Source organism: Aliivibrio sp. S4MY1 (genome assembly GCF_028765545.1).
GTDB lineage: Bacteria > Pseudomonadota > Gammaproteobacteria > Enterobacterales > Vibrionaceae > Aliivibrio.
The window spans coordinates 34,085-57,706 of the sequence record NZ_JARACP010000014.1; the positions used below are offsets into that span (position 1 = coordinate 34,085).

19 protein-coding genes are annotated in these 23,622 nt (G+C 40.6%); 11 read left to right on the forward strand and 8 right to left on the reverse strand.

All coding sequences use genetic code 11. The features are described 5' to 3' along the window. Nucleotides 1–52: 52 nt before the first annotated feature. Both alr and PVK71_RS15425 read right to left on the reverse strand, forming a co-directional pair. Nucleotides 53–1,135 (reverse strand): alanine racemase, encoded by a 1,083-nt coding sequence (gene alr, locus PVK71_RS15420; RefSeq protein ID WP_130045922.1) that lies wholly within the window; start codon nt 1,133–1,135, stop codon nt 53–55. Nucleotides 1,136–1,144: 9 nt separating this feature from the next. Next, nucleotides 1,145–2,542 carry a replicative DNA helicase gene (locus PVK71_RS15425; protein ID WP_130045921.1) on the reverse strand — a complete coding sequence of 466 codons (1,398 nt, stop codon included), beginning with the start codon at nt 2,540–2,542 and terminating at the stop codon, nt 1,145–1,147. A gap of 183 nt (nt 2,543–2,725) precedes the next feature. Here PVK71_RS15425 and PVK71_RS15430 point away from each other — a divergent pair, with 183 nt between their 5' ends. Next, a complete protein-coding gene (locus tag PVK71_RS15430) occupies nt 2,726–3,490 on the forward strand; it encodes a DUF481 domain-containing protein (RefSeq protein WP_207215686.1) in 765 nt (254 codons plus the stop codon). Nucleotides 3,491–3,501: 11 nt separating this feature from the next. Here the strand turns inward: PVK71_RS15430 and PVK71_RS15435 are convergent, their stop codons facing one another. Together PVK71_RS15435 and PVK71_RS15440 are read right to left on the reverse strand one after the other, a co-directional pair. After that, complete coding sequence (locus PVK71_RS15435) at nt 3,502–6,606, reverse strand: efflux RND transporter permease subunit (protein ID WP_274419816.1); 3,105 nt, start codon at nt 6,604–6,606, stop codon at nt 3,502–3,504. Beyond that, the gene (locus PVK71_RS15440) at nt 6,603–7,922 is read right to left on the reverse strand and encodes an efflux RND transporter periplasmic adaptor subunit (RefSeq protein WP_274419815.1); all 1,320 of its coding nucleotides are present in this window, start codon (nt 7,920–7,922) and stop codon (nt 6,603–6,605) included. The genes PVK71_RS15435 and PVK71_RS15440 overlap by 4 nt, the downstream gene beginning before the upstream one ends. Nucleotides 7,923–8,344: 422 nt before the next feature. Between PVK71_RS15440 and leuA the strand changes: the two genes are divergently transcribed. The 5 genes from leuA to PVK71_RS15465 all read left to right on the forward strand — a co-directional run bounded on the left by leuA (nt 8,345) and on the right by PVK71_RS15465 (nt 14,019). Beyond that, nucleotides 8,345–9,892 (forward strand): 2-isopropylmalate synthase, encoded by a 1,548-nt coding sequence (gene leuA / locus PVK71_RS15445; protein ID WP_274419814.1) that lies wholly within the window; start codon nt 8,345–8,347, stop codon nt 9,890–9,892. 83 nt (nt 9,893–9,975) lie between these two features. Then, nucleotides 9,976–11,067, forward strand: a complete 1,092-nt coding sequence (gene leuB / locus PVK71_RS15450; RefSeq protein ID WP_274419813.1) for a 3-isopropylmalate dehydrogenase — start codon at nt 9,976–9,978, stop codon at nt 11,065–11,067. Between the two features lie 15 nt (nt 11,068–11,082). After that, nucleotides 11,083–12,498 carry a 3-isopropylmalate dehydratase large subunit gene (leuC, locus tag PVK71_RS15455; protein ID WP_130045916.1) on the forward strand — a complete coding sequence of 472 codons (1,416 nt, stop codon included), beginning with the start codon at nt 11,083–11,085 and terminating at the stop codon, nt 12,496–12,498. A gap of 12 nt (nt 12,499–12,510) precedes the next feature. Then, nucleotides 12,511–13,113 carry a 3-isopropylmalate dehydratase small subunit gene (gene leuD, locus PVK71_RS15460; protein WP_274419812.1) on the forward strand — a complete coding sequence of 201 codons (603 nt, stop codon included), beginning with the start codon at nt 12,511–12,513 and terminating at the stop codon, nt 13,111–13,113. A gap of 126 nt (nt 13,114–13,239) precedes the next feature. Beyond that, on the forward strand, nt 13,240–14,019 hold the full coding sequence (locus PVK71_RS15465; RefSeq protein WP_274419811.1) for a DUF547 domain-containing protein: 780 nt from the start codon (nt 13,240–13,242) through the stop codon (nt 14,017–14,019). A gap of 14 nt (nt 14,020–14,033) precedes the next feature. On the opposite strand, the gene djlA is transcribed toward PVK71_RS15465, so the two are convergent. Further along, complete coding sequence (gene djlA, locus PVK71_RS15470) at nt 14,034–14,882, reverse strand: co-chaperone DjlA (protein ID WP_130048664.1); 849 nt, start codon at nt 14,880–14,882, stop codon at nt 14,034–14,036. A 290-nt stretch (nt 14,883–15,172) separates the two neighbouring features. Between djlA and lptD the strand changes: the two genes are divergently transcribed. From lptD to apaH, 5 genes are all read left to right on the forward strand, one after another. Beyond that, entirely contained in the window at nt 15,173–17,530 is a 2,358-nt protein-coding gene (lptD, locus tag PVK71_RS15475) for an LPS assembly protein LptD (protein WP_274419810.1), read from the forward strand. A gap of 70 nt (nt 17,531–17,600) precedes the next feature. After that, on the forward strand, nt 17,601–18,914 hold the full coding sequence (surA, locus tag PVK71_RS15480; protein ID WP_274419809.1) for a peptidylprolyl isomerase SurA: 1,314 nt from the start codon (nt 17,601–17,603) through the stop codon (nt 18,912–18,914). Continuing rightward, nucleotides 18,907–19,896 carry a 4-hydroxythreonine-4-phosphate dehydrogenase PdxA gene (gene pdxA, locus PVK71_RS15485; protein WP_274419808.1) on the forward strand — a complete coding sequence of 330 codons (990 nt, stop codon included), beginning with the start codon at nt 18,907–18,909 and terminating at the stop codon, nt 19,894–19,896. Before surA ends, pdxA begins: the two co-directional genes overlap by 8 nt. Continuing rightward, complete coding sequence (gene rsmA, locus PVK71_RS15490; protein WP_274419807.1) at nt 19,893–20,726, forward strand: 16S rRNA (adenine(1518)-N(6)/adenine(1519)-N(6))-dimethyltransferase RsmA; 834 nt, start codon at nt 19,893–19,895, stop codon at nt 20,724–20,726. Before pdxA ends, rsmA begins: the two co-directional genes overlap by 4 nt. Nucleotides 20,727–20,834: 108 nt before the next feature. Then, nucleotides 20,835–21,650 carry a bis(5'-nucleosyl)-tetraphosphatase (symmetrical) ApaH gene (apaH, locus tag PVK71_RS15495; RefSeq protein WP_274419806.1) on the forward strand — a complete coding sequence of 272 codons (816 nt, stop codon included), beginning with the start codon at nt 20,835–20,837 and terminating at the stop codon, nt 21,648–21,650. Between the two features lie 189 nt (nt 21,651–21,839). Here apaH and folA read toward each other — a convergent pair whose 3' ends face one another. Genes folA through PVK71_RS15510 form a run of 3 tightly spaced genes read right to left on the reverse strand, consistent with a single transcriptional unit; the run spans nt 21,840 to nt 23,597 of the window. Beyond that, nucleotides 21,840–22,319 (reverse strand): type 3 dihydrofolate reductase, encoded by a 480-nt coding sequence (folA, locus tag PVK71_RS15500; RefSeq protein WP_165371233.1) that lies wholly within the window; start codon nt 22,317–22,319, stop codon nt 21,840–21,842. A gap of 22 nt (nt 22,320–22,341) precedes the next feature. Beyond that, nucleotides 22,342–22,830: a threonine/serine exporter family protein gene (locus PVK71_RS15505; RefSeq protein WP_130048659.1), complete on the reverse strand. Its 489-nt coding sequence runs from the start codon at nt 22,828–22,830 to the stop codon at nt 22,342–22,344. Then, entirely contained in the window at nt 22,830–23,597 is a 768-nt protein-coding gene (locus PVK71_RS15510) for a threonine/serine ThrE exporter family protein (protein WP_130045906.1), read from the reverse strand. The genes PVK71_RS15505 and PVK71_RS15510 overlap by 1 nt, the downstream gene beginning before the upstream one ends. Between the last annotated feature and the right edge of the window lie 25 nt (nt 23,598–23,622).

Consider the following 23,622-nt stretch of genomic DNA (forward strand, 5'->3'; position numbering starts at 1 on the left):
AAGCGCTAAACCAGTAGCGCTTTTGAATGGAAATGAATTCAAAGTAATCTCATTAAATATATTGCATCTGTACTCGTGATGTTAGTTTAGTCACTAACTCATAAGCAATGGTTCCTATGTGCTCTGCAACTTCTTCTGCAGGGAGATCTCGTCCCCACAAAATAGCTTCATCACCCACTTTATCTTGAGCATCAGGACCAAGATCAACAGTAAGCATATCCATAGATACTCGGCCTGCAATCGAGACTTTGCGCCCATTAACTAAAACAGGTGTACCGTTAGGTGCTGCAATAGGGTAACCATCACCATAGCCAATCGCAATAACCCCAATTTTGGTATCACGTTCGCTGGTCCACATTGCTCCATAGCCAACACTTTCACCTGCTTTTACATCACGAACAGCGATTAAATGAGAGGTAAGGGTCATGGTAGGCAAATAACCTAGCTTTTGTGCTGACTGATTCGCAAATGGTGAAACGCCATACATAATAATACCAGGTCTAACCCAATCTAATTGGCTATCAGGCCATGCTAATAACCCTGCGGACGCCGCCAGAGAGCGCTCACCTTGGCAACCATCAGTTAATGACATAAAGGTATCTATTTGCTTATTGGTTGTCGGATTATCTAACTCATCAGCACAACCAAAATGACTCATATAACGCAGTGGCTTCGCGACATTTTTACATGCGTGCAAACGATCTACGTATTCTTGATACTCTTCAGGGCGAATACCTAAACGATGCATTCCTGAATCCACTTTAAGCCAAACAACAACTGGGCCCTCAAGCTCTGCACCTTCTAATGCTTCTAATTGCTCTTTACAATGTACCGCGGTCTGAATGTTATTTGTAACCAAAATAGGTAAATCACAAGCGGAATAAAAACCTTCGAGTAATAATACTTGCTTAACGATACCACCAGCGCGAAGTTGTAATGCTTCTTCTATACGAGCCACGCCAAACGCATCAGCACCTTGCGCCCCTTTTGCTATATTCAGTAGCCCATGGCCATAACCATTTGCTTTAACAACAGCAAGAAGCTTACTGTTTGGCGCTTGTTGTTTAATCTTTTGCAAATTATGCGCTAACGCTGACATATCAACTTGGGCAGCCGCCGCTTTCATGTAGCTCATATTATTGCCTTATTCATCATCAAACGCAGGGCCTGCGTAGTTATCAAAACGAGAGAATTGCCCTTGGAATGTAAGACTTACCGAGCCGATAGGACCGTTACGTTGTTTACCCAAAATAATTTCTGCGATGCCTTTACGATTACTCTCAGGGTTATAAACCTCATCACGGTAAATAAACATGATTAAATCGGCATCTTGCTCGATCGCTCCCGATTCACGAAGATCCGAGTTAATTGGACGCTTATCGGCACGTTGCTCTAGGGAACGGTTCAACTGAGATAGAGCGACAACAGGAACATTCAACTCTTTGGCTAATGCTTTTAATGAGCGTGAAATTTCAGAGATTTCTAACGTACGGTTATCTTGTAAACCTGGAACTCGCATTAACTGAAGATAATCGACCATAATCATACTTAACCCGCCCGCTTCACGTGCAACACGACGCGCGCGAGAACGAAGCTCAGTTGGTGTTAAGCCTGAGCTATCATCTATGTACATGTTTTTCTTTTGAGTCAAAATACCCATAGTAGACGAAATGCGCGCCCAATCTTCATCGTCTAATTGACCGGTACGAATTTTAGTTTGGTCAACACGAGAAAGTGACGCTAACATACGCATCATCAGCTGTTCTGCTGGCATCTCTAGTGAGAAAATAAGGACGGGTTTGTCTTGGTCCATTGCGGCGTTTTCACACAAGTTCATCGCAAAGGTAGTTTTACCCATCGATGGACGAGCAGCAACAATGATTAAATCAGAACCTTGTAAGCCTGCGGTTTTCTTATTGAGATCAGTAAACCCCGTCGATACCCCTGTCACACCATCTTGCGGGCTTTGATATAAGATCTCGATACGCTCTAAGGTTCTCTCTAAAATTGAATCGACATTTTGAGGGCCTTCATTTTCAGTAGTACGCTCTTCTGCAATGGCAAAGACTTTACTCTCTGCCATGTCGAGTAAATCTTCTGATGTTCGACCTTGTGGATCATAACCTGCATCTGCAATTTCATTTGCAACACCAATAAGGTTACGTACCATTGCACGCTCACGCACGATATCTGCATAAGCATTAATGTTTGCAGCACTTGGGGTATTTTTAGCTAAATCCGCCAGATACGCAAAACCGCCAACAGAATCTAATTTCTCATGACGTTCAAGGTGCTCAGATAAGGTAATTAAATCCAAAGGCATACTATTTTCTAGGATGGATTTAACTGACTCAAAGATAAGTCGATGCGGTCGGCTATAAAAATCTCCTGCCACCACTTTTTCTGCAACGGTATCCCAACGCTCATTATCAAGTAACAAACCACCAAGGACAGATTGCTCTGCCTCCAATGAATGCGGCGGTACTTTTAACGCGTCTACTTGTGCGTCTGGTTTGCGGTTTTGATTTCGATTATCAGCCATTACTACTTTTCACCATCCTAAATTTAGCTCTACATTATAACCAAAAGAAACATGGATGAAATAACAATCCTTCTCTAGCAACCTTACCATTCGCAAAATAAAGATTTTGACTCAAATTTAACTATTTGAATCAAGAAAACACCTATACTATCTGACCTCTTTTATTCTTTTTGAGATTGATGCGTGTTAAAAAAAGTGTTTCTAACTGGGCTTATTACTATAAGTGCATCAGTGCATGCTAGTGAGCTCGATACTGAAGACACGGATACGTCGCCCCCATCACCGTGGGAAAGCCAAGTAGAGTTTGGTTACCAATCAAATACTGGTAACAGCGACTCTCAATCACTCAATAGTCGATTTGAGGGCAGCTACACATCTGGACAGCACCGTCATACTGGTGAAATAAAATATTACTTATCAGAAAAAGACGGTGAAGCCGATAAAGATCAACTAAGCATTAATTTACAAAGTGATTATAAGATCAGTCCTGATTACTACTTATATGCCAACTTTAAAGGGCTAAACACAAAATACAGCGCCTACTTTAACGACTATACTTTTTCTGGTGGTTTGGGTTATCAGATCAGTAATACAGAGAAATTATTATTAGAATTAGAAGTGGGTCCCGGTTTTCGTTACCAAAACCCTAACTTAGATGAAATTGATGATGATGATTTAATTTTGCCTGAAACCGTCCAAGAACCTATTGTTCGTACCAACGTTAATATGTCTTGGAAAGCGCTCGATAACTTAACCTTAGCGGGTGAAGTTACCATTACCGCAGGTCATAGTAATACTCGTGTCGATTCTGAAGTCAGCGTTACGAATAACATTACTGAAGAAATCGCCCTAAAAATTGCACAATCACAAGAGTATCTTGATCGTGTTCCCCCTGGGCTAAGTCAAACCGACTCTGTTTTTTCAATTAACTTATTGTTTTCATTTTAGACTCTTCCAGTTTAATGAAGCTCTTCATGTTTCTTCACTAAACCAAAGTCAGCTAAAATGGCGTAAGCCGCTGGTATCATAAACAACACCAATAAGGTTGAAGTAAAGATACCAAAGACAATCGATACAACTAAGGGTTGAATAACTTGCGCCTGCAAACTGGTTTCTAATAACAAGGGTAATAACCCTGCAGCCGTCGTAATTGAGGTTAAAAATACCGCCCTAAAACGCTCACGACTTGCTTTGACCACTGACTCATAAACGGAATCACCATCATCAACATGGTGGCGTATGTACTGCACCAATAAAATCGAATCATTGACCACAATACCCGCTAAAGAAACAAACCCCATAATGCTTGGCATACTCAATGGATGACCTAATAAAACATGCCCCCATAACACGCCAATCAGCGCTAATGGTATCGCTAGCATCACCACAAACGGTTCTAAATAGCTTCTAAATTGGAAGCTGAGAATAACAAATACCCCAAACAGCCCAAGCATAAATCCAGTACCAATGGATTGTCCTGTTTCGGCCGAATCTTTCGCTTCACCCTCAAAATCAAAACGCAGTCCTGGGTATTTCTTTTTCAATTCTGGTGCGAGATCTTTTTTAAATTGATTCAGTATTTCTGTTGAGCTCACCTGAGATGCGTGAACATCACCAAAGACACTTAAGGTTCTTAACCCATTAATTCTCTGTATTCGCACATAATTTCTTTGAAAATCTAATGTTGCGATAGAGGCTAGAGGTATTTGGTCTCCCGTAGGCAAAATGATTGGGAAGTTCTCTAAAGTATGTAAATCACCTGCTTGTTGTTTATTTAAACGAACTTCAATTTCAATGTTTTCAACACCTAATTGAATTTCATCTGCCGTTTGTCCAAAGTAAGCCGCACGTAATTGATTAGCAATCAGTTGACCCGTCACACCAAAAGCTTCAGCACCTGGGCGAAGTTTTATTAATACTTCTTCTTTCCCCATTCTCATGTCATCAAGCACGCCATAAACGCCTGCAAAATCATTCAAATAGGCTTGAACTTCTAATGATGCTGACTTCAGTGTGTGTAAATCATCATCCATCATACGAATTTCAATCGCCCTTCCACCCGGTCCCATGGTTGGCTGCTTAAAAACCATAATTATTGGCTCCGCTAAATCTCCGACTTCTTTACGCCATGCATCAATAAAATCATCAATTAATGTGTTTCGTTTTTCAGCCCCTAATAAATCTAAACGAATTGTCGCTAAATGCGGGCCAGATTCATTAGCGTCGGCATTAGTATTAAATTGCTCGGTAATATGCTCAACTAATGGTGTGCCACCTTCCTTTTCTTCACTCCATTGTTTATTCAATTTATTCGCTGCATTAACAATCTTATCTACGACTAATTCAGTTTGAGATAATGAAGATCCAGGGGGCAAAATAATACGTGCTTCGGCGATATCTCCATCTAACTCAGGAAAACCAACAAACTTTAACGCGCCACCAGATATCAAAGAAAAAGAAACCAATAGACTCGCAATAACGGCACCTAAAAACGCATAACGCCATTCCACTACTTTCGTTACCGCATTCACCAAGGTGGTATTTCTAAAGTGCTCAAAACGGTCCAATACTTTCTTTTTAAACCCAGTAATCGGCTTATCGTTTTTTGCTCTGTGTAATGAATGGCTTAAATGATTAGGTAAAATTAAAAATGCTTCAATAAGACTCAAGGAGAGCACTAAGATCAGAACCTGTGGAATAACCTTGAGTACCGCCCCCATCTCTCCTTGTAAAAACATCAAGCTACCAAAAATACAGACCGTCGTTAAAAAAGAAGATAAAACACCGGGAAAGACTTTTTTAACCCCGTTATACACCGCATCATCAATCTCTTGTCCTCTATCTAGATGAGAGGCGATGGATTCTGCAATCACAATCGCATCATCCATCATAATCCCGATGGCCATTAATAAGGCAACAAGAGACATGATATTAATAGAGAGCCCTAAGCTTGCCATTAAGAACAGCCCACCTAAAAAAGCCACGGGCAAACCAGCAGCAACCCAGAAAGAATAGCGGAAAGTAAAAAACAGCCACATGGTTAAGAAAACAAGAATGATCCCCTGCCATCCGTTTTTTACCATCATGGTCAAACGATCCCAAAGCAGTGATGAGAGATCATTCGTCATCTCTAACGTCACACCATCGGGTGCGACTGATTGCTGATATTCAACAAATGCAGAAACACGATCTTTGATTCGCAGAGCATCGTCAGCTTTATTTTTACTGATCTTAAGTACCGCTGATGGCTTACCATCAAACAGTACTTTCTGTTCATCAAGTTCAAAACGATCCGTGATAGTGGCAATGTCTCCTAAGCGAAGTAATGCGCCATTCTCTGATGCCCCTATTACCGTTTTTGCTAATTCCTCAGGTGTGGTTTTTCTCTCATCAAAACGAATTAAAAAGTTCTTTTCTGGCGTTTCGATATTACCGCTAGGCAATTTAATGTTCTGTTGAGCTAATTGATTGGCAATATCACTGACATTCAATCCCAACTGACGAATCGCACTTTCATCCAACTCCACTCGATATTGATGATCAGAAAAACCACTCACTTCAACGAGTGATACATCGTAATCAAGTTTTAAGCTTTGTTTTAATTTCTCTGCGTATGCTTTTAATTCTGGCCATGTGGTATCTGCGGTAATCGCCACATCCACCACAGGTTCGTTCCAATCAAGTTCTTGAACAACTGGGGATTCAATCTCTTTTGGAAAGTCATTAATTGAGTCAATTTGAGTTTGTACATCCACCAACATTCGCCCGATATCGGCTTTTTCATTTAACTTAATAATCAGTCGAGCTGAGCCTTCTATCGCTTCACATTTGGTTTCTTCAATATTACCTAACCCATCAACCGCATCTTCCATACGAATACAAATGCTCTCTTCCACCTCTTGCGGAGAAGCCCCTGGGTACACAACGCCAGCTAAAATATAAGGAGGACTAAATTCGGGAAATGTCTCTCGTTTTAATTGAGATAAAGAAACCAAACCAAGCAGCAATAAAGTGAGCATTAATAAGTTAGCTGCGGTTGGATGACGAGCAAAGAACTTGATCATTGAACTGGCTCCTCATCATTATTTGATTTAGCCAAGCGCAATTGCATGCCATTAATCGCAGGAAGTAGATCATTTAAGATCAAACGATCATTACTCTTAATATCTCCAGTCACGACAACTTGGTTATTGCGTCGATAAACAATCTCAATCGGAAGGATAATTAATTTGTTATCTTGCCCTAATAAATAGATCTTATCGCCATGCAACGCACTTTCAGGGATCACCCATTGTGCTGATGCCTCACCTTCGATCCTCGCTTTCACAAACATCCCATTCACTAATGGTGGTAATGAGTTGGGTTGAAAAGCACGGTAGTTTTGATCTATTTCTAAAATGACGCCAACCGTCGCTTGATTTGGATCGACCGTTTCACTAATACGAGCGACTTTCGCTTCCCATTTAGCATCAAAGCGACCACTGCTTAATTCCACATTCGCCGTTAATGGTAATGAATCAATATTTGGCATGCCCTGTTCACTTACCTCAAAGGCTTTCACACTTTGAGCTAATGTTTGCATGTCATGAATAGAGATTTGCGCTTCCATCTCCATGGTTTGAATTCCATGAGCAATGAACATGGTTTGCTGTAGATTAACCACTTGTTCTGCTTCAATGTCCACCTCAGAAATACGAACATCCGCTGGCAATATAATCGAAGTTTTTTCTAAAGAGCGTTGCGCTTCTTCTAATTTGGCTTGGTTTACCTTAACCATTGCCGCGGCCACTTTTCTTTCATCAGGCAATAATAAGATCTGATTTTGAATATCTTGAACCACTTTTTGTTGTGCCAAATAAGACTGATTCTGCTGGTCTAAATCCGATTGAGATGTCAGGCCTTTTTTCTGAAGATTAACCTTACGGCTTAGCTCTTTCTTACTGATCGAAAGTCGATTCTTTTCTATTTTTAATGTGTTTCGAATGTTTTTTTCTTCTAAATCCACTTTTGCTAATTGAGTTTGGCTCGATCCTAAATCTGCTTCTGCTTGAGCGAGTTTCAACTCATAATCGAGTGGGTCTATTCGTAATACTTCAGTACCGGCTAATAAGATATTTCCTTTGTGTAATTCAGGGTGGCGATACACCACTTTACCGGATACTTCAGCAATGGCTTTCCATTCAAACTTCGGTCTAATTTTCCCGTAACCTATGACTTGAGGGGCAATGGATTTAGGTTCTAACATTTGGATATTGACAACTTTTGAACGGTCTTCAAGTGGTTTAGTTTCAGCATCTGGACGCAATTTCGTGATGGTAATAAGAATAATCACACCAACCGCTACAACTGGAAAAAAGAGGAATTTTTTATTTATTTTCATTATGTGCATCTCTTCTGTTTACTTAACGTCACGCCAGATAAAAGCTAGATAGTTATTAATTGTACTATTAAGAATTAAAAATACGCTCACCTTTGTATAAAAACGCATCATAGCAATCGTTTTTCTTCTCTTTTTTAACATTTAATCAAAAAAACATCCATATAAGGTAAAAACATCATTTAAAGGTTGACGATATTAGCTAAGTACGATATTAATTTGTTAATTATTTTTTATGGATTGTGTTTCAAATGAAAACAGTATCTTCTTTTGCTTTAAACCTCCTCATTATCGTGAACATCTCACGCGGGTAGGTTATGGACCAAAAGAAACCATAAACCAAATTTTAAAACCCGCTAACCATGGCGGGTTTTTTTATGGATATCCGTCATCAAGGCAAATGACAAACACAAGGAAGCAAGCCCATGAGCGATCAAGTCATTATCTTCGACACCACCCTACGTGATGGCGAACAAGCACTATCAGCAAGTTTAACCGTAAAAGAAAAATTGCAGATTGCGTACGCACTTGAACGCCTAGGTGTTGATGTAATTGAAGCTGGCTTCCCTGTCTCTTCCCCTGGTGATTTTGAATCAGTACAAACCATTGCAAAACACATTAAAAATAGCCGAATTTGTGGTCTAGCTCGTGCTGTCCCTAAAGATATTGATGCAGCAGCTGAAGCGTTAAAAGTCGCAGAAGCGTTCCGAATTCATACCTTTATTTCTACTTCGACCGTTCACGTTCAAGATAAATTGCGCCGTAGCTACGATGATGTGGTTGAAATGGGTGTAAAAGCGGTTAAACACGCACGTAAATACACCGATGATGTAGAGTTTTCTTGTGAAGATGCTGGCCGCACTCCAATTGATAACCTTTGCCGTATGGTTGAAGCTGCAATCAATGCCGGTGCGAATACTATCAATATTCCAGACACGGTTGGTTACACCATTCCAGGTGAATTTGGTGGCATTGTTCAGCAATTATTTAACCGTGTTCCAAACATTGATAAAGCTATCATCTCTGTTCATTGTCATGATGATTTAGGGATGTCAGTTGCCAACTCTATTGCTGCGGTTCAAGCGGGGGCTCGCCAAGTTGAAGGGACAATTAATGGTATTGGTGAGCGTGCAGGTAACTGTTCTCTAGAAGAAATTGCGATGATTCTACAGACTCGTTCAGAATATCTAGGCGTTCATACGGGTCTTAAAAACGATGAGATCCACCGTACCAGTAAATTGGTAAGTCAGCTGTGTAATATGCCAATTCAAAGCAATAAAGCTATCGTAGGCGCAAACGCCTTTAGCCACTCTTCTGGTATTCACCAAGATGGCATGCTTAAGAATAAAAATACCTATGAGATCATGACACCTGAGTCTATCGGTCTTAAAAACAAAGCGTTAAACCTAACCAGTCGTTCAGGCCGTGCTGCGGTTAAGAGCCACATGGATGCTATGGGCTATAAAGAAGACGAATATAACCTAGACACGCTATATGCTGACTTTGTGAAGCTAGCGGATCGTAAAGGCCAAGTCTTTGATTACGATTTAGAAGCGTTAATGCATTTTGCTAACTTACGAGATGAGGATGACTTCTATAAGTTGAATTACCTAAGCGTTCAATCTGGCAGCGTAATGGCGACAACTAGTATCAAACTACTTTGTGGTGATGAAGAAAAATGTGAAGCCGCTGTCGGTAATGGTCCTGTTGATGCCCTTTACCAATGTATCTACAAACTAACAGGCTATGAGATTGTTCTAGATAAGTTTGATTTAACTGCAAAAGGCGAAGGTGAAGATGGTTTAGGTCAGGCTGATATTATTGCCAATTACAAAGGCCGAAAATATCACGGTACAGGTTTAGCGACCGATATTATCGAAGCCTCTGGTCAGGCATTACTTCACGTAATTAATAGCATTCATCGTGCAGATCAAATTGCTGAAATTAAGCAAAAGAAAGTAGCTACGGTTTAAAAAAGCCGAAACAAATTTTAAATCAGAGAAGTATAGGCCTTCTCTGATTAAGCAAATTAAATAGAAAAGATTAAAGGATTAACATGACGAATAAAACATACAAGATTGCGGTTCTACCTGGCGATGGTATTGGCCCAGAAGTGATGGAACAAGCACATAAAGTTCTAGATGCGATTGAGAAAAAACACGCCATTTCATTTTCACGCGAGCAGCACGATGTAGGTGGTATCGCGATTGATAACCATGGCTGTCCGCTACCAGAGAGCACAGTCAAAGGTTGTGAAGAATCAGATGCCGTATTATTTGGCTCAGTTGGCGGTCCTAAGTGGGAACATCTTCCACCAAATGACCAACCAGAGCGTGGCGCCCTACTTCCTCTTCGTAAACATTTCCAACTGTTCTGTAATCTTCGTCCTGCGCAAATCCATAAAGGATTAGAAAACTTCTCTCCACTGCGTGCTGATATTTCAGGTAACGGTTTTGATATCGTCGTGGTTCGTGAACTGACTGGTGGTATCTACTTTGGCCAACCAAAAGGGCGTGAAGGCGAAGGCCCTCAAGAAAAAGCGTACGATACTGAAATTTACCACCGCTACGAAATCGAACGTATTGCAAAGATTGCCTTTGAATCGGCTCGTCTACGTAATAAAAACGTCTACTCAATTGATAAAGCCAACGTTCTACAAAGCTCTATTCTATGGCGTGAAGTGGTAGAAGAAGTGGCTCAAGATTACCCAGATGTAAAACTAAGCCACATGTACATTGATAACGCGACCATGCAGCTAATCAAGGATCCATCTCAGTTTGATGTGATGCTATGTTCAAATATCTTTGGTGACATTATCTCTGATGAGTGCGCGATGATCACAGGCTCAATGGGTATGCTTCCTTCTGCAAGTCTGAATGAGAGCAACTTTGGTCTGTATGAACCCGCAGGTGGTTCAGCGCCTGATATTGCAGGTAAAAATATTGCTAACCCTGTTGCTCAGATCTTATCTGCAGCACTCATGCTACGCTATAGCCTAGGTGAAGAAACAGCAGCACAAAGTATTGAAGCTGCCGTATCTAAAGCGCTATCAGCAGGCGAGCTAACGGCTGACTTAGCCGGCGATAAACCAGCACTAACTACATCAGCAATGGGCGATAAAATCGCTGAGTACATTTTGAATTCGTAATTCAAGGAAGAAGCAATGTCTAACGCAAAAACATTATACGAAAAAATTTACGATGCCCATGTTGCTGTAGCGGCAGAAGGCGAAAACCCAATTTTATACATCGACCGCCATTTGGTTCATGAAGTGACATCACCACAAGCGTTTGATGGCCTACGTGAAAAAGGACGTAAAGTTCGCCAAGTAGGTAAAACCTTCGCAACGATGGATCACAACGTTTCAACACAAACCAAAGACATTAATGCCTCTGGTGAAATGGCTCGAATCCAAATGGAGACGCTATCAAAAAACTGTGAAGAGTTTGGCGTTACCCTTTACGATCTAAACCATAAATATCAAGGTATTGTTCATGTTATGGGCCCAGAACTTGGTATTACCTTACCAGGTATGACGATTGTGTGTGGTGATTCACACACTGCAACTCACGGCGCATTTGGTTCATTAGCTTTTGGTATCGGTACCTCTGAAGTTGAGCACGTATTAGCGACACAAACGCTAAAACAAGCACGTGCTAAAACCATGAAAATCGAAGTTAAAGGCAAAGTAGCCGAAGGCATTACCGCTAAAGACATCGTTCTTGCGATCATAGGTAAAACAACGGCTGCTGGTGGTACTGGTTATGTGGTTGAATTCTGTGGTGAAGCGATTACCGACCTTACGATGGAAGGTCGTATGACGGTATGTAACATGGCGATCGAATTAGGCGCTAAAGCAGGTCTTATCGCACCTGACCAAACAACATTTGATTATATTACTGGACGTAAATTCTCACCACAGGGTGCAGATTTAGACGCCGCTATCGACTACTGGTCATCATTGAAAACTGATGATAATGCTGAGTTTGATGCCGTAGTAACACTTGAAGCCTCTGAAATTAAACCGCAAGTCACTTGGGGTACAAACCCAGGGCAAGTGATCGCAGTAGACGCTCCAATCCCTGCACCAGAGAGTTTTTCTGACCCTGTAGAAAAAGCATCTGCTGAAAAAGCCTTAGCTTACATGGGACTTGAAGCTGGAAAATCCCTGTCTGATTACAATGTTGATAAAGTATTTGTTGGTTCTTGTACTAATTCACGTATCGAAGACATGCGTGCTGCGGCTGCGGTAGCAAAAGGTAATAAAGTGGCATCTCATGTTCAAGCCTTGATTGTTCCTGGCTCTGAGCAAGTAAAAGCACAAGCAGAAAAAGAAGGTCTGGATGTGATCTTTAAAGAAGCGGGTTTTGAATGGCGCCTACCGGGTTGCTCTATGTGCCTTGCAATGAACAACGACCGTCTAGGTCCGCAAGAACGCTGTGCGTCAACATCAAACCGTAACTTTGAAGGTCGCCAAGGCCGTGATGGTCGAACTCACCTAGTGAGTCCTGCAATGGCTGCTGCAGCTGCAATTGCGGGTCACTTTGTTGATATTCGTACCATTACAGAACAAGCATAAAAGGAATTTACTATGTCAGGTTTTAAGCAACATACAGGTCTAGTCGTTCCTTTAGATACGGCGAATATTGATACCGATGCCATTATACCAAAGCAGTTTCTACAAAAAGTAAATCGCATTGGTTTTGGTAAACACCTATTTCACGATTGGCGTTTTCTTGATGATGCTGGTGAGCAACCCAATCCAGAATTTGTCATGAACACACCGCGCTATCAAGGCGCTAGTATTCTGCTTGCTCGTGAAAACTTCGGTTGTGGTTCTTCTCGTGAACACGCACCTTGGGCGTTAGCTGATTACGGCATCCAAGTGATGATCGCACCAAGCTTTGCTGATATTTTTTATGGCAACTCAATCAATAACCAAATGGTTCCAGTTCGCCTGACCGAATCTGAAGTTGATGAAATATTTCAGTTCGTTGAAGCGAATGAAGGCGCTGAGGTTACTGTGGATTTAGAAGCGATGTTAGTGACTGCTAACAATAAACAGTATTCTTTTGAAATTGATGAGTTTCGTCGTCATTGTTTATTAAATGGTTTAGATAATATCGGACTGACACTGCAACACGCCGATAAAATTTCAGAGTATGAAGCGAAGATCCCGAGTTTCTTAAAATAAGATTCAGGCTTCGTATTCAGGAAATGTTAGAGGTTGATATGAACGTATCAACCTCTTTTTTGTCTATAGAATAGTGTCACCTATAATCACATATCACTAAACCAAAACAAAAGTCAGGTATCTTTTATGAAAATCCTTATTTCCTCGTTACTTTTGCTTTTCTCATTCAGTACGTTCGCTGCACCAAAATCTGAACTCTGGGATTATTGGAATGTAAGTAATGAACAAAACGCCACCACCATCTCTCACCAGTATTGGCAACAAACCTTAGATAAATACCTCATGACTAAGGGGGAATTCACGCTTTTTGACTATGCTAACGTCACCGATGCTGATGAGCGAACTCTTAACAGCTATTTACGTCAAATGAGTCGTATTGATCCGAGAGAATATAAAAAAGCAGAGCAATACGCTTATTGGGTCAACCTTTACAATGCAATCACTGTAAAAATTATTTTAGATAATTACCCTATCAAATCGATTACTAAATTAGGAGGGCTATTTAGCTTCGGACCTTGGGATGAAGAAGTTATTATAGTGGCAGGAAAAGCTCTTACTCTTAATGATATCGAACATCGAATTTTAAGACCAATATGGAATGATCCTAGAACCCATTATGCGGTGAACTGCGCAAGCTTAGGTTACCCTAACTTACAATCAAAAGCCTTCACCGCTAGAAACAGCGATAAATTATTAGATAAAGCGGCAACCGAATTCATTAACAGTAACAAGGGTGTATTGATTCGAGAAGATAAAGTCCAACTATCCTCTATTTATGATTGGTTCGCTGTTGATTTTGGTAATCAAGCACAGCTTTTTAAGCACCTAAAAAAATATCGCCCAGAATTAAAATCATTCAAAGGCGATATTCGCTATGACTACGACTGGTCATTGAATAAACAATAAAAAATGCAGAGGGATTACTTAATCCCTTTGGCCTTTTTAATTAAGTCATAAGCGCCTTGGATCTCTTGCGCTTTTTCTTTTGCCATTTCCATCATTTCTGGTGGCAGACCTTTTGCCACCAACTTATCTGGGTGATGCTCATTCATTAATTTACGATGGGCACGCTTAATTGTTTTAGCATCAGCATCTTCATTAATACCTAACAAATTATAAGCATCTTTTAGTTGATCAGCTGAACTGGCTTGCTGCCATTGACCATGATTTTGTTGTGAGCCGCCTTGCCCAGAGAAACCACCACTGCGCTGAAAACGAAAAGCCGCTTCTTGCATTTTTAAACGTTTTTCAAGCTGTGCAGCACTAAAACCAAGTTCTTCAGCAACAATGTGTAAAATATCACGTTCACTTGGGTGAATATCACCATCCGCAATGGCTGATGCTATTTGTAACTCTAAAAAGAATTGCAATAAATCATAGCGACCACCCGTAATTGAGCGGATTTTCTGTAAAGTTTCACGTAATGGAAAATCATTTTCTTTACCTTCTCTAAACGCTTCTTGAGCTTCTTTTTTCTGCTCGCCGCTTAGATTCATGCGATCCATCATCATTGATGCTAATTGGATTTCTTGTGCTGTTACCTGCCCTTTCGCTTTCGCTATATGTCCCATAACGGCAAAAGCGGCATGAAAAAATTCAGCCTGTCTCTCTGTTTGAGATGCGCCACCAGTTTGGAAGGTAAATCCACTGCTTGCCATGCGTTTTGCTTTATCAAATTGGTGTCCAATAAAGATCCCTAATGCAGCGCCAAAAAAGCCACCAAATAAGAAACCAAAAAAACCACCTAATATTTTGCCAAATATTTGCATTTTATATTCCAATTATTGAATTATTCTATTTTTACTCGGTCACATAATTCTACTTAACCACATAACGGGCAAACGCAGCCTCTTACTTTGCAGCCAAGCAACATCAAGATACAGGATTCAGGGTATCATCAACAGAAGCAATTGCAGAAAAATAACTGAATTGAATGAGATGATAGCCGCATCTTAAGGTGGTTTGGGCATAGCTTTTGCTTTATTATAAAGAAGTGACTCTGTCTAATATCATTGAGTATATCAGCGGATTAATATAACGAACAGGAACGTCTATCTCGATGCCTTTTACTTCTCGCAGCCTACTTGTCTCATTCGCTGGATGCCTTCTTTACGGAGCTCCCGTCATCGCTGATGATGGTAACCCTGTATCTCCAGAAAATAGTGCCATCTTCCCTCTAAAAACTGACGCAGTTAACTCTTGCAAAGTGCCTGATAAAATGTCAAAAGAGGAAGAGGAACAACAACCCGTTTTAATTCAAGCAGACAGTGTTGAAGCCAGTAATAATTCTAAAGCCGTTTATAAAGGCAATGTTCATATTATTAAAGGCCGACAAGAGATTAAAGCGGATAGTATTACCCTTCATCAGCAGGAAAACATTGCAATAGCTGAAGGTAATGTTGATTACTCAAGCATGGATATGCGCTCAACCTCAGATAAAGTAACTACGGATTTAACTACCGAAGATACCACTATGGTTAATACGGCCTACAAGATGTCTTGTCAGCCTATTCGTGGTACCGCAAGCCGTGTATTAAAAACAGGACAAGAAATCTACCAATTAGAAGATGCTTCTTTCACAACCTGTCCTGCTGATGACAATAGCTGGCGCTTTAAGGCCAGTGATATCGAATTAGACCAATCTGATGAATGGGCAACATTCTACAATGCTCGCTTTGAAGTGCTTGATGTTCCGATTTTTTACTTACCTTATATAACTGTTCCTGTTGGCGACCAACGTAAAACAGGGGTATTAATTCCTAGTATTGGTCTTGATAGTAAAAATGGTTTTGAGCTATCCGTTCCTATTTATTGGAATATCGCACCAAATTATGATGCAACCACAACCGTTAATTACATGGAGAAGCGTGGTACCCAATTAGAAGCAGAATTCCGTTATTTGGAAACATTTGGTCAGGGTACTGTCGATCTCGAATACCTTAATGAGGATGCTAAGTTCAAAGATAAAGGTGCTCGTTGGGGGGTAAGTTGGAATCATTCAGGCATCTACCAACAGAACTGGAAGTTTGAAGTTGACTACTCCAAAGTCAGCGATATCGATTACTTCCAAGACTTAAATTCAAGCATAGGTACTCGTGATGAAGGTCAATTGAGTCAATCAGGCGAAGTCTCTTATCGTACTCAAGATTGGGATATGACCATGCGTGTGCGCGACTTCCAAGTTTTGGTTGATGAACAAACACCATACCGACTAATGCCACAAATAGAATTTAACTATTATGCACCTCAGTTTTATAAAGAACTTGACTTCAACCTACATAGCCACGTTAGTAAATTTGCTACTGATGACGAAACAAAACCATCAGCAACACGAGTTCACTTAGAGCCAAAATTAAGCTTACCATTAAGCTCAACTTGGTGGTCATTAACGCCTGAGGCGAGTCTACTTTATACCTATTATTCTCAAGAATTTGACCAATCAGAAACCTCACTATCAGGATTATCAGAAGAAGTCTCGCGAACTATTCCTGAGGTACGCATTAATGGTGCCATCTATTTAGACAGCACTCATAAATTCTTAGGTGAGTACTTACAAACGTTAGAGCCTAAAATACAATATTTATACGTACCAGAAGTCGACCAAAGTGAGATCTATGGTGGTCGAGGTGAAGGCGGCTATGACAGCAGTAAACTGCAACTGGATTACTACGGATTATTTAGGGATCGTCAGTACAGTGGTGTTGATTACATTTCATCAGCGAACCAATTCAGTATTGGTGCAACCTCACGATTTTATGATGATGCTTATAAAGAACGCATGAATATCTCTTTTGGTCAGATCCTTTATATGGATGGTTCTGGTACCACTAATGAAAACGATACTAGTAACTCATCAGCTTGGGCTATGGAAAGTGACTTTAACTTCAATGACTACCTTTTCTATCATGGCGGTATTCAGTACGATTCAAATATCAGTGAGCTTCAGGTAGCAAACAGCACATTAGAATACCGATTCGCAAAAGGTTATGTTCAGGCTAACTATCGTTATGTAAGTAAAAACTACATCGAAAGTAATGTTCGCTTTGAAGATGATTCTATAGAGCAGATCACCCAACATGGTATCTACCAAGCTGGCTTACTGAGTGAATATAATCTTGGTCGAAATTGGGCTCTTAAAGGACAATACTTCCATGATACAAAAGAAGACCAAATGATAGAGGCCTTAGTAGGAGTAACCTATTTAAGTGATTGTTGGTCATTTGGTTTAACGTATAGTGATCAGCTAATCGCTCCTACTAATGATTCCGCATTAGCAATTGGGAGTTACGAACCTGAATATGAAAGTAACCTAATGCTATCAATTAGTATTCGAGGTTTGGGAAGTAACACTGGTATCACCTCTGGCTCAGCAACTAACGCACTGGGCTACGGTCGCCCATTTTATTTAAACAATTAATTTATACGGATATACCTGAAGCGTCCTATGCTAATCGAACGCTTCACTCTCCTTACTCTTGGATGACACTATGAAAAACTGGAAACTCCCATTAGTTAGCACATTACTACTTATGCTAACCATGAATGTACAAGCAGCACCGGTTGAATTAGATCGTGTTGTAGCGATTGTTGATGAAGGCGTAGTATTACAAAGCGATATTGATACCTCTCTTAAAACAGTAAAAATAAACGCGCAGGAAAAAGGACAGCCTCTACCTGAAGAGAGTGTTCTACGTGAGCAAATTCTTGAAAAGCTTATTGTTGATACGATTCAAAGCCAACAAGCTGAAAAAATGGGTATTCGTATCGACGATACTCGACTTGAAGAAGCACTGAAGAACATAGCCAAAGAAAACAACATGACATTGGCTCAACTGCAACAAAAAACCGCAGCTCAAGGGTTATCATATGCTAGCTTCCGTGAGCAAATTCGTAAAGAGATCGCAGCCAGTGAAGCTCGAAATGCTCAAGTACGCCGCCGTATTAACATCCTTCCTCAAGAAGTAGAAAGCCTTGCTTTATTACTTGCTGAAGAGACTCAGGCAACGGTGCAATATAAAATTAGTCACATCCAATTACGAGCAGAAGATGGCGCCACTCAAGCAGATAAAGAAGCATTAGAGAAGCAAGCTGATGAGCTTACCGAACGCCTAAAACAAGGCGCTGATTTTGCGACCATGGCATATACTTACTCTAAAGGCCCTAAAGCACTTCAAGGTGGTGACTGGGGTTGGATGCGTAAAGAAGAAATGCCAACTATTTTTGCAGACCAAATTACGGGACAAGGAAAAAGCAGCATTATCGGTCCATTCCGATCTGGTGTTGGTTTCCATATCCTTAAAATTGATGATGTTAAAGGCCTTGAGACCGTCGCAGTTACTGAAGTAAATGCTCGTCATATTCTAATCAAAACCTCGGTCATCATGAGTGATGAAGGCGCTAAACGTCAGTTAAACAATATTATTGCTGATATTAAAGCAGGCAATGATACCTTTGCTGAAATGGCAAAGCGCTATAGCCAAGACCCAGGCTCAGCAGCAAGAGATGGCGAACTAGGTTTTCAAACACCTGATTTATATGTTCCAGAATTTAAACACCAAGTAGAGATCCTGCCTGTTGGTCAAATCAGTGAACCCTTTAAAACGGTTCATGGCTGGCATATTGTTGAAGTATTAGAGCGTCGTCAAGTTGATAGAACTGATGCCGCAATGAAAAACAAAGCATACCGTATTTTAATGAATCGTAAATTTAACGAAGAAGCTGGTGCTTGGTTACAAGAAATCCGTGCTAGTGCTTATGTGGAAATACTAAAAGATGATAATGGTGAAGAAGATAATGAGTAAAATTAAACGAATTGCCATTACTCCTGGAGAACCATCAGGTATTGGACCAGATCTTATTCTTACTATTGCACAACAAAATTGGCCGCATCAATTAGTTGTCTGCGGCAATAAGAATGCGTTAGAGCAGAGAGCTAAATTACTAAATATTGATATCTCAATTGAAGAGTATAATGTGCAATCTCCAGCCAAAGCTCACCAAGCTGGCACTTTAATTGTCGATGATATCGCTTTAGGTGAAGAGGTCATTGCTGGAGAGCTTAATGAAGCCAATGGACATTATGTTCTTGAAACATTACGCCGAGCAGCGCAAGGTAATATGGATGGCGAATTCGATGCTGTCGTTACTGGCCCTGTACATAAAGGCGTCATTAATCGTGCCGGAGTTGCATTCAGTGGCCATACCGAATTTTTTGCAGAGCAATCAAACACTCAGCAAGTTGTGATGATGCTTGCTACTGAAGGCTTGCGTGTGGCGTTAGTAACGACTCACATACCACTCGCTTATGTATCAAAAGCCATTACTGCTGATCGCTTAAAACAAGTGACTCGAATTCTACATCAAGACTTAATCACTAAGTTTGGAATTGCGAAACCATCAATTTTTGTGTGCGGATTAAATCCTCATGCAGGTGAAGATGGCTGTCTTGGTCGTGAAGAAATTGATATCATAACACCAGCATTAGATGAATTACGTGAAGAAGAAGGAATGAATCTTATTGGTCCATTACCTGCCGATACGCTATTTCAAGATAAATACTTACAAGAAGCGGATGCGGTACTAGCGATGTATCACGATCAAGGGCTTCCTGTGTTAAAATTTAAAGGCTTTGGAAAATCAGTAAACATTACACTAGGTTTACCGTTTATCCGAACCTCAGTAGACCATGGTACTGCATTGGAATTGGCGGGTACTGGAAAAGCAGATGCAGGAAGCTTTATTACCGCACTAACCCATGCAATTGAACTGGTAGAGAAAAAATGAGTACTAGAAATGATGTCCATTTAGGCCATAAAGCAAGAAAACGCTTTGGTCAAAACTTCTTAAATGACCCTTATGTGATCGATGGAATCGTATCTGCAATCAACCCTCTACCAGGCCAAAACCTTGTAGAAATTGGTCCAGGTCTTGGCGCTATCACTGAGCCAGTTGGCCGTGAAGTTGATAAATTTACTGTTATCGAACTTGACCGTGACTTAGCAGAACGTCTTCGTAACCACCCCGAATTAGGCAGTAAACTGACGATTCATGAAGGCGATGCTATGCGTTTCGACTTTACTCAGTTAATTCAAGAAAATAATAAGCTACGTATTTTTGGTAACTTGCCATACAACATCTCAACACCACTAATGTTCCACCTATTTGAATTCCATAAAGACGTATTAGATATGCACTTTATGCTACAAAAAGAAGTGGTGAACCGTTTAGCTGCGGGCCCTGGTACAAAAGCATATGGTCGCTTAACCGTTATGGCTCAATACTTCTGTAAAGTAATGCCTGTATTAGAAGTGCCACCAACAGCGTTTGTTCCGCCACCGAAGGTAGATTCAGCGGTTGTTCGCTTAGTACCTTATGAAGTATTACCGTACCCTGCGAAGAACTTAAAGTGGCTTGACCGTGTGTGTCGTGAAGGCTTTAACCAACGTCGTAAGACTGTTCGTAACTGTTATAAAGCATTACTGACTAAAGAGCAGCTAGAAGAATTAGGCATTAATCCTACTATGCGCCCTGAAAACCTTACATTAGAGCAGTTTGTTAATATGGCAAACTGGTTAAATGACAATTATCAGGCTGAAACAGAAGCGTCTAAATAACTGTTTTTGTATTCATAAATTATACATATTAAAAGGTGACTTTATTGTCACCTTTTTTCTATCTAATACTTATTGGCACAAGCTTTATACTAATTTAAGGAAAGGGATATGGCGACCTACTTTGTTGGAGATATTCAAGGTTGTTTAGATGAGCTACAGCTCTTATTAGAGCAGGCCAATTTTAATAAAGAAACTGACAAACTCTGGCTAACAGGAGATTTAGTTGCTCGCGGGCCAAAATCATTAGAAACCTTACGCTTTATAAAATCATTAGAATCGGCAGCCGTGACTATTTTAGGTAATCACGATTTGCATTTACTGGCGGTATCTCAAGGTATTTCTCGCGTTAAAGAAAAAGACAAAACAGCATCTATCTTTACGGCACCTGATAGTAAGGAGTTACTAACTTGGTTACGTCATCAACCATTATTAGCCATTAACTCTGAACATAACATCGTAATGAGTCACGCAGGGATCTCCCCTCAATGGGATATTAATACTGCCATTGAATGCGCGCATGAAGTTGAAGCGGTTTTACAATCGGACAAATGGATTTGGTTATTAGAGAATATGTATGATAACCAGCCTGATGTATGGCGAGAAGATCTTATCGGTATTGAGCGCTACCGTTATATTATCAACGCTTTTACACGCATGCGTTTCTGTTATTTTGATGGTCGCTTAGATATGGAATGTAAGCTGCCACCTCAAGAGATTAATAATGATGAACTCTTTCCTTGGTTTGAGCTAGAAAATCGCCTTCCTCTTTCGCATAAAGTTATTTTTGGTCACTGGGCGGCATTGATGGGACATGATGGAAATAACGTAATAGCGCTCGATACAGGCTGTGTATGGGGGGAATATATGACGATGTATCGTGTTGATGATGGCAAGTATTTTACGCAGAAAGCAATAAAACAGTAACGAGGAAGAGCAGAGACTAGGAACTATACGCTTCGCTGACTAGAGACTATAAAAGCAAAGAATTCAGATCGGTCGTAAACTCCCTAGCAGAGTTCAGAGTTAAACGCTGAAATATCAACGACTACTTCTGAATTCTGCTCTTATAGAAGCGAAGCAGTCTAGTTTCTAGTTAGCGAAGCGTATAGCCTCTTATCTTTCAAGAACCACAAATTCCATATCGTACTGATTTTTTTCATCTTTCGAATACGTTTCAGAGTGAGTCCGATTCCAGCCTTCACCCCAATCTGGGAACTGCGTATCGCCATCAATATCAGCATCGATAAACGTCAGATACAACTTATCCGCATCAGCAAGACACGCTTGGTAAATTGACCCACCACCAATAATCATAAGCTCTTCAATATCACCTGCAACTTGCTTTGCTTCTTCAATTGAAGTTACGCAAGTCACACCATCGATTTGCAAATTAGTATCACGACTTAATACAATGTTCAAACGTCCCGGTAAAGGACGACCAATCGATTCATAGGTTTTACGCCCCATCACAATTGGCTTGCCCATAGTGCACTGCTTAAACCAAGCGAAATCAGCAGGTAAGTGCCATGGCATTTGATTATCAATACCAATAATACGGTTCTTTGCCATTGCGGCTATCATGCTAATTTTCACAGCTATTCCTTAATCACTATACTTAAACAATCGACTTTCTACGGTAAAACAGTAGCCCAGGCATAGCAAGACCAATCGCAAGTGCCGCTATGGTAAATAGGGTCTTAATTAGATTATCAATCATCATGGCCCATAACTCTGGAGAATAACCAAGATGATTAATTTCGACCACGGCGATCATTGCCTTAAATGCAAAGACTCCCGGAACCATTGGGATCAAAGCGGCAACCGTAAATACTTTAGGGTGTGCGAGAAATCGATGCGACCAATGTACGCCTATCATTCCAACCGTGGTTGCGGCACATAGTGTTGCCCACTCTAAAGGCGCACCATAATGCATTAATAAAAATCGTGTTCCATGGCCAATTGCTCCACCAATGGCACAATATTTCAAAGCCTTAGCCGGTACATTAAATACCAAGGCAAAACCAACGGCAGGGATCATGGCAAAAAACATATCATTTAATAAAGCGAGGAATAAATCAAAATTCGAATTAATTAAAACATTCATTAGTTAATCCATCCCCAGACACCAACCAAGTTCATCGCACCCACAATCCCAATGCTGGTTGCTAGGGTAAGTAAGGTCGCAAATGTCCATCGAGCAATTCCCATATTAACGTACCCTTTCACCATATCGGCAACGGCATTTATTAAAGGGAAACCGGGAACAAGCATCAAAACAGAAGAAGCCATTGCAAGAAAAGGAATATTACCAATGTGATAAATAACAGCTTGAGAGGAGATAAGAGTGGTCACAAAGGCAGTGATACCAAAGTTAAGCAGAGGATTAAATTGTCGATGTCCTATTTCTTGACGAACAATCATGCCTAATGAAGAAGCTAAAAATGTCATCATAAATACAGGCCAATCACCTCCTGCTAAACGACTGAAACTGGCACATGATAAACCAATCATCACAACCACAAGCCAGCGGTTATATCTTTCAGGGCTAATATTATCTAACTTAGCGGTTGCTTCATGTCGATCCAACAATCCCTTCTCCGACATAATGCAGATCCGTTGGATCTCAGTAATTGCCCTCATATTAATACCACGATCGGGGGCTCTTCGAGCCGTTGTCATGCAATGCTCATTAATGATAGTAGTAATCACTAATGAGCTTGCTGACAATGATATTTCGACGTCATCAGCCCCAACGGCAATGCCTAAGCGACGGCTGACATCAGAAACCAAACTACTTTCAGCACCATGCTGTAATAACATTTGCCCTGCTTTGGCTACTAAGCGGGATATCTCTCTTTGCTTCTCGTCCATGTTTATTCGCAATGATTTATTAAAT